Annotated in this window: 12 protein-coding genes and 3 tRNA genes; 10 read left to right on the top strand and 5 right to left on the bottom strand. The window is 43.2% G+C overall.

The window, feature by feature from the left end; translation table 11 throughout:
• Positions 1-339: 339 nt before the first annotated feature.
• Both hemF and ribA read right to left on the bottom strand, forming a co-directional pair.
• Positions 340-1,332, bottom strand: coding sequence for an oxygen-dependent coproporphyrinogen oxidase (hemF, locus tag ACR63N_RS13295; protein WP_367110400.1), 993 nt, complete (start codon positions 1,330-1,332; stop codon positions 340-342).
• A 49-nt stretch (positions 1,333-1,381) separates the two neighbouring features.
• Complete coding sequence (ribA, locus tag ACR63N_RS13290) at positions 1,382-2,056, bottom strand: GTP cyclohydrolase II (protein ID WP_367104482.1); 675 nt, start codon at positions 2,054-2,056, stop codon at positions 1,382-1,384.
• 745 nt (positions 2,057-2,801) lie between these two features.
• On the opposite strand from ribA, the gene dxs reads away from it, so the two are divergent.
• A complete protein-coding gene (dxs, locus tag ACR63N_RS13285; RefSeq protein WP_472782152.1) occupies positions 2,802-4,874 on the top strand; it encodes a 1-deoxy-D-xylulose-5-phosphate synthase in 2,073 nt (690 codons plus the stop codon).
• A 148-nt stretch (positions 4,875-5,022) separates the two neighbouring features.
• Positions 5,023-5,850 (top strand): inositol monophosphatase family protein, encoded by an 828-nt coding sequence (locus ACR63N_RS13280; RefSeq protein ID WP_367104484.1) that lies wholly within the window; start codon positions 5,023-5,025, stop codon positions 5,848-5,850.
• Positions 5,851-5,977: 127 nt separating this feature from the next.
• Here the strand turns inward: ACR63N_RS13280 and ACR63N_RS13275 are convergent, their stop codons facing one another.
• Complete coding sequence (locus ACR63N_RS13275; RefSeq protein ID WP_367104485.1) at positions 5,978-7,372, bottom strand: WS/DGAT/MGAT family O-acyltransferase; 1,395 nt, start codon at positions 7,370-7,372, stop codon at positions 5,978-5,980.
• A gap of 246 nt (positions 7,373-7,618) precedes the next feature.
• Here ACR63N_RS13275 and gspE point away from each other — a divergent pair, with 246 nt between their 5' ends.
• Positions 7,619-9,157, top strand: a complete 1,539-nt coding sequence (gspE, locus tag ACR63N_RS13270) for a type II secretion system ATPase GspE (RefSeq protein ID WP_367104486.1) — start codon at positions 7,619-7,621, stop codon at positions 9,155-9,157.
• 53 nt (positions 9,158-9,210) lie between these two features.
• Here the strand turns inward: gspE and ACR63N_RS13265 are convergent, their stop codons facing one another.
• Both ACR63N_RS13265 and ACR63N_RS13260 read right to left on the bottom strand, forming a co-directional pair.
• The gene (locus tag ACR63N_RS13265; protein ID WP_367106490.1) at positions 9,211-9,693 is read right to left on the bottom strand and encodes a RidA family protein; all 483 of its coding nucleotides are present in this window, start codon (positions 9,691-9,693) and stop codon (positions 9,211-9,213) included.
• Positions 9,694-9,743: 50 nt separating this feature from the next.
• Positions 9,744-10,451 carry a DUF4442 domain-containing protein gene (locus ACR63N_RS13260; RefSeq protein ID WP_367104488.1) on the bottom strand — a complete coding sequence of 236 codons (708 nt, stop codon included), beginning with the start codon at positions 10,449-10,451 and terminating at the stop codon, positions 9,744-9,746.
• Between the two features lie 195 nt (positions 10,452-10,646).
• Between ACR63N_RS13260 and ACR63N_RS13255 the strand changes: the two genes are divergently transcribed.
• From ACR63N_RS13255 to ACR63N_RS13225, 7 genes are all read left to right on the top strand, one after another.
• Positions 10,647-12,119, top strand: a complete 1,473-nt coding sequence (locus ACR63N_RS13255; protein WP_367108526.1) for an McrB family protein — start codon at positions 10,647-10,649, stop codon at positions 12,117-12,119.
• A complete protein-coding gene (locus ACR63N_RS13250) occupies positions 12,116-13,642 on the top strand; it encodes an McrC family protein (protein WP_472782151.1) in 1,527 nt (508 codons plus the stop codon). Before ACR63N_RS13255 ends, ACR63N_RS13250 begins: the two co-directional genes overlap by 4 nt.
• A 194-nt stretch (positions 13,643-13,836) precedes the next feature.
• Positions 13,837-13,913 (top strand) — tRNA-Pro (locus ACR63N_RS13245).
• A 92-nt stretch (positions 13,914-14,005) separates the two neighbouring features.
• A tRNA-Arg gene (locus tag ACR63N_RS13240) sits at positions 14,006-14,082 on the top strand.
• 42 nt (positions 14,083-14,124) lie between these two features.
• Positions 14,125-14,200, top strand: a tRNA-His gene (locus tag ACR63N_RS13235).
• A 712-nt stretch (positions 14,201-14,912) separates the two neighbouring features.
• Positions 14,913-15,839 (top strand): helix-turn-helix domain-containing protein, encoded by a 927-nt coding sequence (locus ACR63N_RS13230; protein WP_367108524.1) that lies wholly within the window; start codon positions 14,913-14,915, stop codon positions 15,837-15,839.
• Between the two features lie 293 nt (positions 15,840-16,132).
• Positions 16,133-17,134: a hypothetical protein gene (locus ACR63N_RS13225; RefSeq protein ID WP_367108523.1), complete on the top strand. Its 1,002-nt coding sequence runs from the start codon at positions 16,133-16,135 to the stop codon at positions 17,132-17,134.
• Positions 17,135-17,243 lie beyond the last annotated feature (109 nt).

The raw sequence follows: 17,243 nt of genomic DNA, 5'->3' as shown, positions 1-17,243 counted from the left end.
CGGTTATGCAAGATTGTATCTTATAAATTTACACTTTGTAGACTGGCTAATTGAAACGTCCATGATTAATACAAGTGGCTGCTTATTGATCGATTATTCATTAATGCTGCGTAAATATCTACATCAAGTACAGTTATACTTTACTATATTTCCACTATATTTTTGATATAGTACTTTGAATATAACTCAAGCCATTAACAAGATGGTAAAATGGTGAATAAATTACGTGACATTTTGTAAAGATGATCTATGTTGTAACGTCCAAACTGACTATTAGACATCCAAAAAAAGCCAGCTATATAAGCTGGCTACTATAAGTTGTTATAATATAAAATAATACTAAGACGATAACGCCAACCAATCACGTGGTTTTAGATAGTAATCGGTCAATTCAAACTCTGCGGTGCCAGGTTCAGGTTCGAACCGATAATGCCAACTGGCAAGCGGCGGCATACTGACTAAAATAGATTCAATACGCCCGTTGCTTTGCAAACCAAACAGAGTACCACGATCGTAAACGAGGTTGTATTCAACATAGCGGCCACGGCGGTAAAGCTGAAACTCGCGCTGAGTATCAGTATAAACCGTATCTTTACGCTGCTCAAAGATAGGTATAATACCCTCAAGATAACCATTGCCAACCGCTTTCATAAATTCAAAACAGGTTTCAAAGTCCCAACCGCGACTTTCAGTATTAACATCATCATAAAACAGACCACCAATGCCGCGTTGTTCATCGCGGTGGCGCAGATGAAAGTACTCATCGCACCATTGTTTGAAGTCTGCATAGACACTGTCACCGAACGGTGCACAAAGGTCATGACACACTTGGTGCCAATGCACACAGTCTGCTAGTACCGGATAAAACGGCGTTAAATCAAAACCACCACCAAACCACCAAATAGGTTCTTCATTGGGTGCTTCTGCGACAAAAAGACGCACGTTAGCGTGACTGGTAGGCACATTAGGGTTTTTGGGGTGCACCACCAACGAGACCCCCATAGCTTGCGCTTTACGGCCAGCAATATTAGGATGACGAGCGGTTGCTGAGGCGGGTAGGTTATGGACATGAATATGACTAAACATAACCCCAGCTTTTTCAATAACCTTGCCATCAGCTAAGATACATGAGCGGCCGCCGCCGCCCTCAGGACGCTCCCAATCATCGGGAACAAAAGTAGCGCTTCCGCCACCATCGCGTTCTTGAGCCTCCAAAGCTTGACAAATACGCGCTTGCAGATCTACCAAAAATTCGCGTACTCGCATGATATCGTGTTCAGTGGGTACCGTAACTGTAGAGTTAGGAGTGTTATCTGAGTTTGAGATGCTCATAAAAATATCTATTATTGTCTATTATAATTAAGGGTAATGATAAAAGTATTTATTTATTAAGATGGGCTGCGGTATAAATCTCTTGATCAAGCAGATGACCCATACGGTCACGTTTGGTCGCCAAATAGTCGGCATTGATATCGTTGACGCCAACGACTGAGGGTACCCGCTCAACCACATTGATACCGTGTTCCTTCAAGTAAGCCACCTTGTCAGGATTATTAGTGATGAGTCGTACCTCATTTACGTCAACATGGGCCAGCATAGGCTTACACATATCGTAAACTCGAGCGTCAGCTGGCAACCCTAACATTAAGTTGGCATCAAGGGTATCATGGCCTTGGTCTTGCAAGGCATATGCGCGAATCTTATTAGTAAGACCAATGCCGCGCCCTTCTTGACGTAAGTATAAGATGGCGCCGCATCCCGTTTTCTGTATGGCTTGCATGGCAGAGTCGAGCTGCGGCCCGCAATCACATTTAAGAGAACCAAAGGCATCACCAGTTAGGCATTCAGAATGAATACGTACTAGTGGAATAGCATCTTGTGACGATTTTGTAGTGCTGCTATCTGTTGATGGTACCTTTTTTGCTTCTAGGGCAACTTTAGGTAAACCAACAGTAAGCATTACGTGCTCTTGACCGTCTTGGTTTTCAAACACATGAATATCAAACTCGCCATGACGAGTTGGTAATGTAGCACTAGTGATGAATTGATATGACATTAATGTCCTGCAGTGGTCGATTATCGGGACGCTAAATGGCGTCAAATAAGTTAATAGCCATAGCTATATCGTGATAACTGAGTCAATAAACAAGTATAAGTTAGTAATTACATGCTAAGCTTTGAAGTTATACTAACGGTACTACGATAATTATCTGTACTGGATTAATCGTTTATGTTGAGTTGATTATTTATTTTGGGCTAACTGTTTATTCCAGCTGCGTAGAGCAGTGCTTTTTTTAACCCACGTATCGTCGTTAGATAAAATACCGTTATTTAGTTATTATTTTATGCTATTGACTATACCTCATGATGGGGTTGGTGAGAAAAACACACAAAGTTCACAGACTACCCACGATGATTGAAGCGATTGTCTAAAAAAAATGCTATTATGCCATACTATTTTAATGGATACAGTGACAAGTGTTTGTCCTTGCATTACGATATCGTCATTTACGTACTGTCGCTCTTACCTCATTATTGTACTAACATAATAGTTGTGTTCTTGAATAAAGTGCTCATATAAGCACAATATAGTGACATGCGCATGTTGGATCTTAATTTGTAGCCAATGGCAGTACAGTTATTGATATTTGAATATGTAATACGATATTAATGAACCACGCAATTAATAAGCCGCAAATAGTAATAGACCGTGATTAATAGACTATGCTTAATTGGTAGGCATGATCTAACGGTACAAGTATGAACACGTTGTCAGCAGATCGGTAGGTATAGTAAGATTTATGCAGCAGTCATCTCATTCTTCACAGTCTCAATCAGTAGCTGTATCAAAATCTATGCTATCAGCTCCTGATACTACTGCATGTCTACCTGACTTGCAGCAGACATTTGTGCGTATTCCGCGTACTCGTCCTGATACGCCGCTACTCAACGCTATCGATGTGCCATCAGATCTTAAAAAGCTTACTAAAGATCAGCTTGTAACCTTGGCTGATGAGCTGCGTCTATTTTTATTATATTCAGCAGGGCAAAGCGGTGGGCATTTCGGTGCAAATTTGGGGGTAGTTGAGCTAACTATTGCTTTGCACTATCTGTTAGATGCGCCAAACGATCAGATTGTTTGGGATGTGGGGCACCAAGCTTATGCACACAAAGCTTTGACGGGTCGCCGCGATAGACTGGGTAGTATTCGTAGCAAAGATGGTTTAACTGCTTTTCCTGAGCGCGGCGAATCTGTCTATGATACCTTTGGTGTTGGACATTCTTCGACCTCTATTTCAGCAGGGTTAGGGATGAGTCTGGCGCTACGCTATCAAGGACGTCCGCAGACCGTTGCCTGTGTAATCGGCGATGGCGCAATGACCGGCGGTATGGCTTTTGAGGCTATGAACGACGCCGTACAACAAGACGCTGATTTACTGGTTATCTTGAACGATAACGACATGTCGATATCGTGCTCCATCGGCGGCTTCTCACGCCATTTAGCCATGCTATGGGAATCAGGTTATCAAGTCGATATTACTGATACAGGTGAGCCGGTACTGCGTCATCGTCCTAATATGCAAGCGTTCGATAGACGTAAACGGCACAAAGAACATCGTGATGTGCCCAAGATAGAAGATAATCTGTTCAAAGCGATTGGCTTTACCTATTTTGGTCCTTTTGATGGGCATAACATTCCAGAGCTACTGCGGGTATTGGCTTTAGCCAAACAGGTACGTGGGCCTGTACTGGTGCATATTTATACGATCAAAGGTAAAGGTTTTGCACCTGCCGAAGCTGATCCTGTAGGTTACCATGCGATTAGCAAATTACCTGCCGAAGACGCGGCAATCAGCCTCTTGGCAAAGGATAAAGCAGTCGTTCAAAACCGCGTCCCTAGACTAAAGTACTCGCAAGTATTTGGACAGTTCTTATGTGATAAAGCGGCGCAGGATGACAAGCTTTTGGCGATTACGCCGGCGATGGAGGAAGGCTCGGGCATGATTGAGTTTGCTCGTAGTTTCCCAGAGCGCTTCTTTGATGTAGCAATTGCTGAGCAGCATGCGGTTACACTGGCAGGCGGTATGGCAACGCAAGGAGTCAAACCAATCGTCGCGATCTATTCGACCTTTTTGCAGCGTGGTTATGATCAGCTGATTCACGATATTGCTCTGCAAAACCTTGATGTGACTTTTGCTATTGATCGCGCCGGTCTGGTTGGTGAAGACGGGGCTACTCATGCTGGTATTTTTGATTTTGCTTTTTTGCGCTGTGTCCCTAATATGCTTATTGCCGCGCCCAAAGATGAGAACGAATGCTACCAGCTACTTAATACTTGCTACAACTATCAAGGTTGTACCGCGGTTCGCTATCCACGTGGTAGCGGTATCGGGGCATCTATCAGTTTGCCTGCGCAAGATTATAAAATAGGTCAAGGTGAAGTAGATGCGGTATTAGGGCCTGATAGCGCGACCAAAAAGCTTGCCTTGCTAGCCTTTGGCACTATGGTAGCAACTGCCAAGCAAGCCGCTGAATTACTTGTATCTGATAAAGATCATGCTGATTGTCAGGTGCAAGTCGTTAATATGCGCTGGGTGAAGCCTTTAGATACGGACTTGATTGAAAGTTTAATAATGCAAGGCGTCACGCACATCGCAACGATAGAAGAACACGTCATTATGGGCGGGGCAGGTAGTGCCGTAAACGAATATCTACTCAATACCTCGCCAGCTTTTATGAGCTGCCGTCCCACAATTCATAACATTGGTATCGCTGATAGTTTTGCAGCACATGGCTCCCAAGCTGAGCAGCTAGCGGCATGTGGCCTTGATACGCCAGGCATAGTCAAACAGATTCAGCAGCTATTGTCTTAGGATGTACCCAAAAATCTATTGTTACTAGGCAACAGGGCTTCTTAAATGCTTTATTTTCAAGCTATTTTTATTTAAACTTCTGCAGCAAATTTAATCCGTTATATTCATTTACTCTATTTTCAACTACTATTTATTAACTAGGTTATTTATGGAACCCATGGTCGTCATCGCCGCACGTACTGCCGAAAAAGTTGGCAAAGAAATCCTACATGCGCATCAAAACCGTCACAAAATTGAATTAGATATTGAGTCAAAGGGCCTTGAAGGTCTAGTAACCCGTATTGATCGTTTCAGCGAAGAGCTGACCATTGCTACACTTAAAAACAGTTACCCTGATCATTCGTTTTTGGGTGAAGAGTTTGGTATGCAGGAAGGCCGCGGCGAAGATGCTGATTGGTGCTGGATCATCGATCCACTAGATGGCACCAAAAACTTTGTTCATGGTATACCGCAGTTCTGTGTCTCGATCGCCGTGCAGCACAAAGGGGTGACCCAGCACGGGGTGGTCTACGATCCGGTACGTGATGAGATGTTCTCTGCCAGTCGCGGCAAAGGCGCGCGTCTAAACCAGCGCCGTATCAATGTCAGTGAACGTAAAACTCTAGAAGGCGGCCTATTTACGACCGGTCATCCACTAGAGCGCAAGCGCGGTGGTGAAGTAGTCTCTTATGCCAAAGAGCACTTTGAAAGCTTGCAAAAGGTAACAGAAGCCGGTGGTCAGGTTCGCCGTTTAGGTTCAGCAGCTCTTGATTTGTGCTACGTGGCGGCTGGTCGTTTCGATGGTTATTTTGAGATGTCTATCAAACCTTGGGATATCGCAGCAGGCGAGCTTATAGTCTCAGAGGCACGCGGAGTAGTGGTTGATCATACTGGTGCCCACAATTCTATGCAGTCAGGATCCATCTTTGCTTGTAACGTAAAACTGCTCAAACCACTGATGCAGATAGTAGTGCCTACTTGGCGCGATGTGGTGTAGCTTGGGTATTCATTAGATACTTTGAATAGTAAAGCTATAAGTCGTTAACTATAAATTATCATCAGTAAAAAGCTGATCGTTAACCTCTATAACGGTCAGCTTTTTATTTTATCTATATGCTATCAGTCTATTCACGTAGGCCCAAGCGCTTTTCTTCAACAACAGTTTCTAATACGCCAATCTCCTCTTCTATTAGCGTCAGCATATCTTGAACATGAGGTAGCGCTTTACTACAAGCGGTAATACAAAACTCAATTTTATCTAGATAAGTAGCAAAGGTGATGTTCATCGCCTGCCCATCTACTATAATTGAGGCCGGATAAAGGGCCTTGAGTGGCGCGCCATTCCAATATAAAGGTTTTTTGGCACCAGGCACATTGGAGATAATAAGGTTAAAGGCTTGTTTTTTGGGAAACAAACCGGTCAAGACGTTAATGCCCTCCCAAGCATAAGCGATGGCGCTATAATTAATGACCTGCGCTTGATTCATCCGCCGAAAGCGGCGTTTGCCGCTATTCATAGTTTTATGAATCAAACTTAATCGGCGCATGGGATCATGCAGATGGGTACCCAAATTGGCCAATAAAAAAGAGACCTGATTACCATTAGAGCTATCATCACGGCGCAAAGAGATAGGTACAAAAGCTATGAGCGGCTTACTAGGTAGAGCGTCAAGCTGCAACAAATAACGGCGCAGCGCTCCTGAGCAAACCGCTAAAATCACATCATTGGTATTCATGTCAAGATCATCAGCGATAGTACGAAAACGTGTCATATCATAAGACTGGGCGGCTATGCGCCGTGAGGCTGATATTCGACAATTAAGCACACTCATTGGTGCATCAAACGTACCGACATAATCCTCGTCGCCATGATGTTTGATATTATCCAGCAGTTCTGTCACCACCGGTTTAACTGTAGATAGCTGCTCTTTTATGATACGAGTAATAGAGCGGTTTTTGGGTATCAGAGCATCAACTTGGTTGCGATGGCGGGTCATCAATGACCATACAGGCAAAGTCATAGGCTCATTAGCGGATTGTGATAACGACTTTTGTACCAAGCGCATGGCTGCGATACCGTCGACTAAAGAGTGGTGGATTTTAAAATATAAAGCAAAACGCTCAGGACTGGTTTCAGTTTCAGGTGCGATACCTTCGATCACATGACACTCCCACAGAGGCATAGCGCGATCAAGTAGGCGTCCATGCTCTTTGGAGATATACATCAGTAGCTCACGCACCCGCCCAGGTCTTGGCAGAGCTACATGGCGAAAATGATGCTCGACATGAAAATCCTCATCTTTTTTCCAAAATAATAAATGCTCAAGCACTTGATTAAAAGGAAAGCTTGGCGGTACGGTGGAGGTTATCATTTGTTGTACCAGCTGATAAACAAAATCACTGTCCTCGCCTTGATCCTCTGTCGGTAGCTCAAACAAAAACAAGCCACCCACATGCATCGGCTGTTTGCGAGATTCAAGAAGTAAGAATAGTTGATCAACTGCCGTCAACAATCGCATGATATATCCTTTAAGATTAATAAGCTGAGCCTAATAAGTGGCCTAATGGCACAACAATATGAACAGCGGTTGCATTGAGTATAAAACAAAATGTTACTATTTAGAACAAAATGTTATTATAACAAACTCATAAGTAGTTACTTACACTCTTTGCTCATTTTGATATCAGTCTATTAACTGGCATCAGTTCGTTATCAATGACTTGTTATTAATCATCTCGTTATTCACGATTAGGTCCTCATTATAATGCAATTACCATACAGTTTTGCCAAACGTCATCAGCTACTAGCTATTACTGCTATCGATCCGGCACTACCGCCTACGCTAGTATTAACCAAGTCTACACCACTTGCAGCTATCAACGAGGCCGTCAGGTTCTTGCAGCAGCAAGGAGTGCACGGGGTGCCCAGTTATGATAGCGTTAGTAGCGACGAGTTTGAAAAGCGTCTAAACGCCGCTTATGCTGGTAATACTGGAGAGTCGCAGCATATCGCTGCGGGTCTTGAGGATCATCCTGATCTTGATAGTTTGGCAGATAGCGTTCCTGAAACCGAAGACTTGATGGATCAGCAAGATGATGCGCCTATTATCCGGCTAATTAATGCGCTGTTGTCCGAGGCCATTCGTCTTAACGCCTCAGATATTCACATTGAAACCTTTGAGAAGCGCTTAGTGGTACGTTTTCGTGTTGATGGTCAGCTCAAAGAGATTATCACCCCCAAACGCCAATTGGCCTCATTATTGGTCTCACGGATCAAAGTTATGGCCAAGCTTGATATCGCTGAGAAGCGCGTGCCGCAAGATGGCCGTATTAGCCTACGCTTGGCTGGACGTGAAGTGGATGTGCGGGTATCTACGTTGCCCTCAAACTTTGGAGAGCGCGTTGTCATGCGTTTATTAGACAAGCAAGCAGGTCGCCTTAATATGACTTATCTAGGGCTACTTGATAAAGATTATAGCGAGCTTAAGCGCTTGATCCATCGCCCTCACGGTATTATCTTAGTGACAGGGCCAACGGGTTCTGGTAAAACGACCACTCTTTATGCCGCTTTAACTGATCTGAATGATCAAACGCGCAATATATTAACCGCCGAGGATCCGATCGAATTTCAGCTTGATGGTATTGGGCAGACGCAAGTGAATAATAAAGTGGACATGACTTTTGCCAAAAGCCTGCGAGCTATGCTGCGCCAAGATCCTGATGTGGTAATGGTTGGTGAGATTCGAGATATCGAAACCGCCGAGATTGCTGTACAAGCGTCGTTGACCGGACACTTGGTGTTATCAACTTTGCACACCAATACTGCCATTGGTGCGGTGACGCGTCTGCAAGATATGGGCGTAGAGCCGTTTTTATTATCATCATCGCTCATTGGTGTGGTGGCGCAGCGTCTGGTACGCACGCTTTGCTCTCACTGTCATACATGGCAAACTGCTGATAGCGAACAAGCCAAATTATTTACAGAGATTGGTATCGAGGCCAGTACGAATAGTTTAATCGATGAACCGATTAATCTGCCCAAGCCTGTGGGTTGTGACAAATGCAGTCAATCAGGTTTTAAAGGACGTACTGCCATTTATGAAGTAGTGCCTATCGATGATAATTTAAGACGTATGATTCATAGCAACACAGCAGAGTATGAGCTAGAGGCTTACGCACGGCAAAAAACTCAATCTATTCGCGCTGATGGTCTACATAAAGTAATTGAAGGCAAGACAACGTTAGAGGAGGTACTGCGAGTTACCAAAGAGAGCGCCATACTAGATGACGCTTTGATCGGCTAAATTTTATAAATAGGGTAGGGATTTAATTAAACGTCCCTATCTTGTAAATGTGTCTATTTCGCTGCCGTGCATTCGATCTCAACACTAGCATTAGCGGCCAAATCTGCAACGCCAAAAGCGGAGCGCACAGGATAAGGCTTAGCAAGCTCCGTTTTATAAACCTCGTTAAAGTCGTTAAAATCATCCATATCAGTGAGCATAGCCATGCATTTGACCAAGTCTGACTTCTGATAGCCGTACTGTAGCAGCACCCCATTAATATTATCTAGTGCTTGCTTGGTTTCAGCTTTGATACCGCCTGCGACCAGATTGCCGTCTTTAAAGCCGATCTGACCTGACATGTATAAGGTGTCTCCAACGCGTACTGCGCTTGAGAATGGATATTCGCCGCCATCACCCAAAAATATCGGAGCTGATTTAGTTAAAGCCGCGCTGCTAGGAGCTGTTGCTGTGGCTGCACCAGCAGTGACAGCGAGTCCTAGTGAGCAGGCACCTACCAGTAGGGCTTTAGATAGGCTAGCAGTAAGTTTAGACATAATGAATTCCTTATTATTAATGGTTGATTACGTGATTTTTACGTAGTTGACTACTGACGATCAGGGTTTGACGTCTCAGTAGTGGGTTGATCGTTTGCTGGAGTTGCGGCCGCTGATTTAGAGTCTCTACCTTCGCGCCGCGCCTCCAATTCAGATTTGAGTACCCAAGCCCAAGTCATCTCAACGACGATGGGGTCACGCTCACTATCAGATTCGCGATCATCAATGACGCAAGGTATGACCATCTCACCTTTTGGCGTATTAAGAATATCTAAGCGCTGCTCATCACTCAAAGTGGCGATGGCTGCAACCTGTCCTTTTTTGAGCGGACGATAAAAATTAACCGAGTATGATTTGATCAATAGCACGCGATCAGAGGGTAGGTTTAATCCTAAAATGAACCCCGTTGCCGTCTCAGCCAATAGAGTAACAGCAACCGCATGGATAGAACCAATGTGATTTTGTACCGACTTGTTATTATTTAAGCTAACCACTACTTTATTAGGTTCAACCATCTCATAATAGACGCCTGTGGTACCAACATACGGGACAACTTTACCAAAGGCTTTAGATAAAATAGTTGCACGCGCGCCAGCAGGCAGGTACTTAGTAATGGATAACAGTTTGGTAAACTGATTGCTTACGGGTCTAAGTGTACTACTTGGCGCTTCTATTGTAGAAGTTGACAAGCTAGTAGGGTCGGCGGTTTGGGACGATGATTTAAGTTTGATGGGTAGTTTTTTTAGTAATCCTGACATAGAGAAATCCTTAAATTTAGCGGTATATATAAGACTAGCGGAATAAATTCGTTTGAACAAGATGATTTGGATAACCTAAAGATGCACTGACTATGTTAACTTGACTTATATGTGATTTTGACCTATAGACGTACGTAAATAAAACAAGACTTGTCCCTATTACGACTTATCAAAACTACAAACGCTAGGCGCATTATGCACAATACTGAGAGTAATACAGATACTGATATTAATACTACAAAAAACATTATTTATACCGGTGTGGCAGGTACGGGCAAAACATATCGTTTGCTCCAAATTGCTAAACGCTACACTTATTATTCGTCAATTACTGATAGAAGTGAATTACTAGCACAACTGTTGTATGAGCGCAGCTGGCGCGAAGTTTTGTGTCTTATTTTTTTAGATCTAAAAGCAAAATCTCAAGATTTGGTCAAAGTGCCTGAGCTATTGGCACATGAGTTTTTTCTAGCCAAAGCGGCACAAAACGAGCGCGATAAAAATCTGAGTAATACTGCTTGGTTAGAATTAAGAAGACATAGCCCGATAGACTCAAAAACAGTAAGCTGCGAAAATCGTGCTAGCCAAGCCTACTTCGATAAAGATGCCAGCGGCGCTTGGTATTTATTGCCTAGTAGTTTAGTACTGCTAAACGAGCTTACCCAGCAACTGACTGATTTTAAAGAAGCACAGCGCAACGATCAGCCTCTCAAAAACCAGTGTTACAGTATGGTCAGTTTCCATCAAGCCTATGGTTATGAAGAGTTTGTCGAAGGCATACGACCTGTCATGAGTGGTCATATACCGAGCGAACAGGCGAGTCGGCACGATAGCGCTGGTCAAATGCGCTACGATATCCAAGATGGGGCATTCTTGCAACTGTGCCAGCGCGCGGCTCGCGACCCTGAGCAGCGTTATGCCATACTCATTGATGAGATCAACCGTGCCAATGTAGCGCGGGTTTTTGGCGAGCTACTAAGTCTTATTGAACCGGACAAGCGCGCAGGGCAACCGAACGAGATGCAGGCAAATTTGGCTTATTCTGGACGCTCTTTTAGTGTGCCTAGCAACGTGGATATCTATGCGACGATGAATACGCAAGATCATTCTTTAGCGCCGCTTGATATAGCGCTGCGGCGCCGCTTTCGTTTTATCCATTGTCCACCGCAGCCTGAGCTACTACCTACTATTGATGTTTTGGAGGCGGGACAAAATAAAGTAGAAAGCGACAAGTCATCAGCAACTATAGACTTAGCAAAGCTGCTAGCTGGTTTGAATCAGCGTATCAGTCAAACTTTAGGCGCAGAGGCGCAATTAGGGCATGCTTTTTTGTGGTCGGTACACAGTATTGTAGAGCTACAAACAGCATTAGTAGAACAGATCATTCCACAATTAGCCCAAGCGGCAGGCGGTCAAGTGGCATTGTTACAATACATATTTCATGATAATGAGCAGCCTACTGATGCACAATTTATCCATGACCATCAAGCACATTTAGCGCAGCAGCCGTCGCAACATGGCACAACGGCGCAAGACTCCGTGTTTGGCGGACAAACTGCTTTTTTGGGATCAGCTATGCCAGCAGGCGATTACACGATTAACCCAGATCTTATCGCCGATACGGGCAAGTTTGCGCAAGCTTTCATTTATCAGCGTTTATATCTATGACACATTATAATCGTAACCTTGCCAGCACGTTTGAGGCTACCCTAACCACCTCTAATAGCCTAACAACTCCTAAGCATACGGTTATGAGCGTCTTTGAGCATCAGCGTTTAACGGTTTATGACTTTGTACAAAAAACCGATTTTGCATGGCTGTTAGCTCAGGAGTTTGCGGTATTCACTATTAGGCGCCAACGCGGACAATGGCAGCTTAAAGTTGGCCATTATATCGGTGTTATTATTCTGCCTAGTGGTATCGCGCTTGAGATACTCCCTAAAGCCGTCGCTGGCGTGCAAAAAACTGAATCGCAGATAGCACAGATGATAACGACTAATACCTTACGACACGATGAGGTGCAGCAGACGCGGCAGTGGGTACAGCGAATGTTGTCAGACTTGACCCATTTATCTGCTGCCAATAAGCAAAGATCGCCGCATACAAAAAACTTAGGTCAGCTTAGTCAACACCTTACGCCTTTATCCATGCAAACGCTACCGTTGTCACAGTGGCTTGTGCTACAGTTTTTACGATTACTCGCTGATTATCAACCCAGTCAAAGTTATCAGACCCAAACCAGTCATCAAGTAGCACTACAAGGTAAATTGCTAATAAAAGAGCAGCTGCTACGTAACCACCATCAACCGCATAAGTTTGCTTGTGAGATAAGCCAATTAAGCCCAGAGACCCTAGCCAATCGGCTCATAAAAAGTGCTCTGAAGCTTATTGAGCCGCTAATCAATACTTATCAAAGCCATGATTCACACGCGCTGCTAGCAAGATCTAAGCTTATCTTTTGGCGACAAATCACTGCTTTTACTCGTCATGAGCATCAAAGGCTTGCGCCCCTATATCTACAAGCAAAGCAGCAACTTATCTTGCAGCCTATGAGTCGTCAACAATGCTACGCCGCTCAGCAGTTACTAGATTTGGCTTACTGGCTATTACGTATGCAGCAATCAACCATACCCACTGGCAACGGTATCGACCCGCAAAGATCTCAACTGCGCCTGTGCTTACTAATCAATATGAATCAAGCTTTTGAGCAATGGGCAAGCTTGCGCGTGGCGGCTTGGTTTGAGGGGCTTGGCAATGAGCCGCTCAATCTTTATAGTAAAGACAGTTATCATAACAAGGACAATCAGCTCCCTGTAAGCTATCAAACTTTGTATCAACCAAAGCAGGTATGGCTCAAGGATAAGTCGGGGCAAACTTGTCTTACTATTCGTCCTGATCTGCTAGTAAACAGAGTTGAGAACAACACTCGCTCTTGTAGCCATGTGATTGATATTAAATGGAAATATCTGGCACATGCGCGTGATATTAGTGCCAGTGACGCCTATCAGTTGACCAGTTATGCGCAGGCTTATCAGGCTGAGCAAATATGGCTGGTTTATCCGGTGACGGATGCTGCATGCCAGCCTGTTGCCTTACGCCAGTATAGTCAATCCAATTGTACTGATCATGCAACGCTATGGCTTATGCCGTTCAATGTCACTACAGCAAGTCTTAATAGCTGGCCTGAATAGTACTGTAAATCCCTTTAAACGCTTGACAATAAATGTCCCATTTAATGTTTTGCAGTGTATTTTTAAAATAGTTGAAAATAGGTATTGACACTATAGGCGTTAGCTCTTATTATATGCACCTCGATAGCGATGATAATTAGCAAGGTAGCAGCAACGCCAACCGTTAATTATGATACTATAGTAATAGACAATATCGGAGTGTGGCGCAGTTTGGTAGCGCATCTGGTTTGGGACCAGAGGGTCGTAGGTTCGAATCCTATCACTCCGACCATCTATTTAAGAGCCTTACAGGCTTTTTTTTATGTATAATGGTTTAATATCTGATATATTAAACTTATCTGAACACATAAAGAGCCCTTAAGAGCGCCTGTAGCTCAGTTGGATAGAGCACCTGCCTTCTAAGTAGGTGGTCGCAGGTTCGAGCCCTGCCAGGCGCACCATTTAGCCTGCAATTTTTTTGCCAGTCCTTGGCAGTGATTATGGCGGTTGTAGCTCAGTTGGTAGAGCCCCGGGTTGTGATCTCGGTTGTCGTGGGTTCGAGTCCCATCAGTCGCCCCAATTTTTATCTTCATTCCTATCAGTCTTTTAAGTTCCTTCCTTACGTAAAATTAAAGTTCAATCGACACTTGCCTTTATTGGCAATTTTTTGCGTTCGGATTTTGAATTTGTGTCCTCCTATACTGTCTACTTTTATCGATTAAATATTTATTTTCGACTTTATCAAACTACTCTTTTCTTGGCATATAGCATCATATTGTTTATAGATTGATATTAAATTATTGATCTTTAGAGGTAGTATCATATCTTTTAAATAATTTGTTGCTTTGTTATTACAATACGTCTTCTATTTTGTATTGAATGGAGTGTTTTTAATGTTATTAGCTTTAATTAGCGGTACTTTGACTTTTTTGGGTGTAAGCTAATAGCTACTAATAAACTATACTTAACTTATTAGTTATTTTAACTAATGTTGGTTACTAAAGTTAGTAACACTAGTATTTAAAACCGAAGTTTTTACAAATATAGGCAGTTCTGCGAGAAGTACAGACAAAAGTTGTATAGCAATATATAGATCAGAGCATCTATATCGTTATTAATAGTCTAATTTATAAATCGTCTTATTTTCTATTGTTTAAGTCCATGATGTGTGCAGCGTATGTATCTTTTTAATTACAGTCCACGATGAGATATTTATCTTGTTTAATATCTATTAGATGGTTATTTTGCATAAGCTGGCCTATAGGCTATAAAGTTGTTAAGGAATAAATTGATGGACGCACTCAGCGTATTATTAGAAGATGTGCAGTTATTTGAGACAAAATATTGCTATATAAAGGGCTTTGGCGATTGGTCTTATACCATAAATAGACAGGACACCATTTTATTTTATTTGGTATTATCTGGCAGTTTTTGTATTAATGTGGGTAGTGAGATAAGAGAGGCACATACTGGTGACACCATTATGATCTCTAACGCTTATCAGCATGTCTGTTATGCTACCGGTCATGATGGTAGTAATGCTGTACCGCTTGATACTGAATTGGTTAATTACAAAGACTCTAGCATTGTTCTTAACAAAGAAAGCAACGACGCACAAAATGCATCCTTAATATTGATCGAATGTCGTTATGAGAGAGATATGATGCAGCCACTTTTAACGGTATTACCGACGATACTACCTGAGCTTAGCAGGATGGCGGATGGCCGCTTTGATGTTATCGATGTAGAAGTCAAACTATTGACCTTGGAGTCTGAGCACGAACGCATGGGTAAGACGGCTGTGATCAATCATTGGGCTAGCATCATGATGATTGAATGCTTACGTACTTATGTGGAGAGTCTACCTGAAGCAACTGACAATTGGCTTATGGCGCTCAAAGATCCATATTTGGCTAAGGCGTTAGCAGCAATGCATGACGCACCAGAGCGCAACTGGACGATTCATAAATTGGCAGAGGTCGCAGGTATGTCGCGATCCAGCTTTGCACAGCGCTTCAAAGACGTGGTTGGGGTACCGCCACTGACTTACTTGATCGACTACCGCTTGCGCCTTTCAGCTCGTTATCTGCGCCGTCAACAGCACAGTATTAGCCGTATTAGTGAGCTGGTCGGTTATGCCTCAGACTCTACTTTTAGCCAAGCGTTCAAGCGTGTATATCACGTATCACCAAAAGCTTACCGTCAGCAGTTCCAGTAAGGTGTTATGATTTAGCACTGTTTAATTACTTTTATAAGAGTAAGAGCCACAGGCCCAAAAAACAAAAAAGCATTGAGATTAGTGTATTGATCTTAGTGCTTTTTTTTGGCTGATAGAAGTCATTTGATCATTTGTTCAATACTGTATTTGACTTTAGTAAGGCTGACAACAAGCGTCAATTCAGGTACTATAAGACTACAAGTTGATGGCATAAGCTGGCCTGTTGTTATAACACGTGTTATACGAGTGCAGCGGTGTTCTTACAACCTTTATTTTTATTGATGATGGTATTTATGACCCAACCGACTTTTGAGCACAGCTTTGACTCTACGGCTATAAACAAAAACAGTAACTTTGATCATACCAGTGATGATGACAGCGATAATAACCAGACCGTACAGTCGCCCCAAACACTAGGTACAAGTAAAGCTGATCTGATAGCTCTGTTTGTTCTACCTTCATCTAATACATTGTCTTCTCAAGCCGTCCCAGCAGATGATATCTCAGAGCTAAGTGTGGCCGAGCAGCGTTTGGCACTTTACAAAGCGCAGTATGAGCGTACACGTCTGCTTTATCTAGCGCCAGCAGGAACGCGCCCCACTTATTTGGTACAAACTCTTAAAACTCAGTTTGTCGAATACCAACAATACAAGCTGTCGCAGCAGCTTGATAATCGCGGCTTGCATGATACTGATACGCTTGAGCGTTTATGGCAGCAATTGCATATCGTCGATGATATTATCGCTGATATCGTACGCCATATGCCTGCGCAGAAGCCTGCAGGTTGGCAGCTGACGGCACAAGATGGTCATAATCCTCTACGTCTGGCAACCGTTGGCAAGCTCAAACACGCCAAACCTATTAGTGATCAAGCCAGTCTCAACAGTTATGTATTGGGACATTTTGGTGTCAGTAGCTTTACCTATGATCGGACTTATTATATTGGTCATGTGATGGGTTACTTATTCAGCTGTTACTTTTGCGCGCATCTGTCTATTAGCTATGGTGTTACTGCGCTTGGCGAGCATGTTGTTGAGGACTATGACTATGCCAGTTTAGAGACGCCCTATATGGTGCGTTTATTGCAGGGCTTGGACAGTTATTGTAAAAAGCGTATTTATCAGCTTGCAGTAATTTGCGCGCGCTTAAGTGTCTATGCATCCGACAAGCGTATTGAGAAAATGCTTATCGCTGAGGTCAATGACTTTGATAAAAAATTACAGCAGCAGCATCTAGATATTTTGCTATTACAAGGCATAATGCCTGATAGTAGCGATTCAACGCCGCTTTTTTAATGTTTTATGTCATGGTTGACTCATGAATGTTCTTAGTAACTTTTGACTATAGTCAATTTTAAGTAAAACAAATACGTTGTATTTCAACGCGGAACTGGTATAAATTTTT

The sequence above is a fragment of the Psychrobacter sp. M4 genome, from assembly GCF_055699795.1.
Note: the sequence above shows the minus strand (reverse complement) of the source record. Positions and strands in the feature narration are given on the sequence as shown.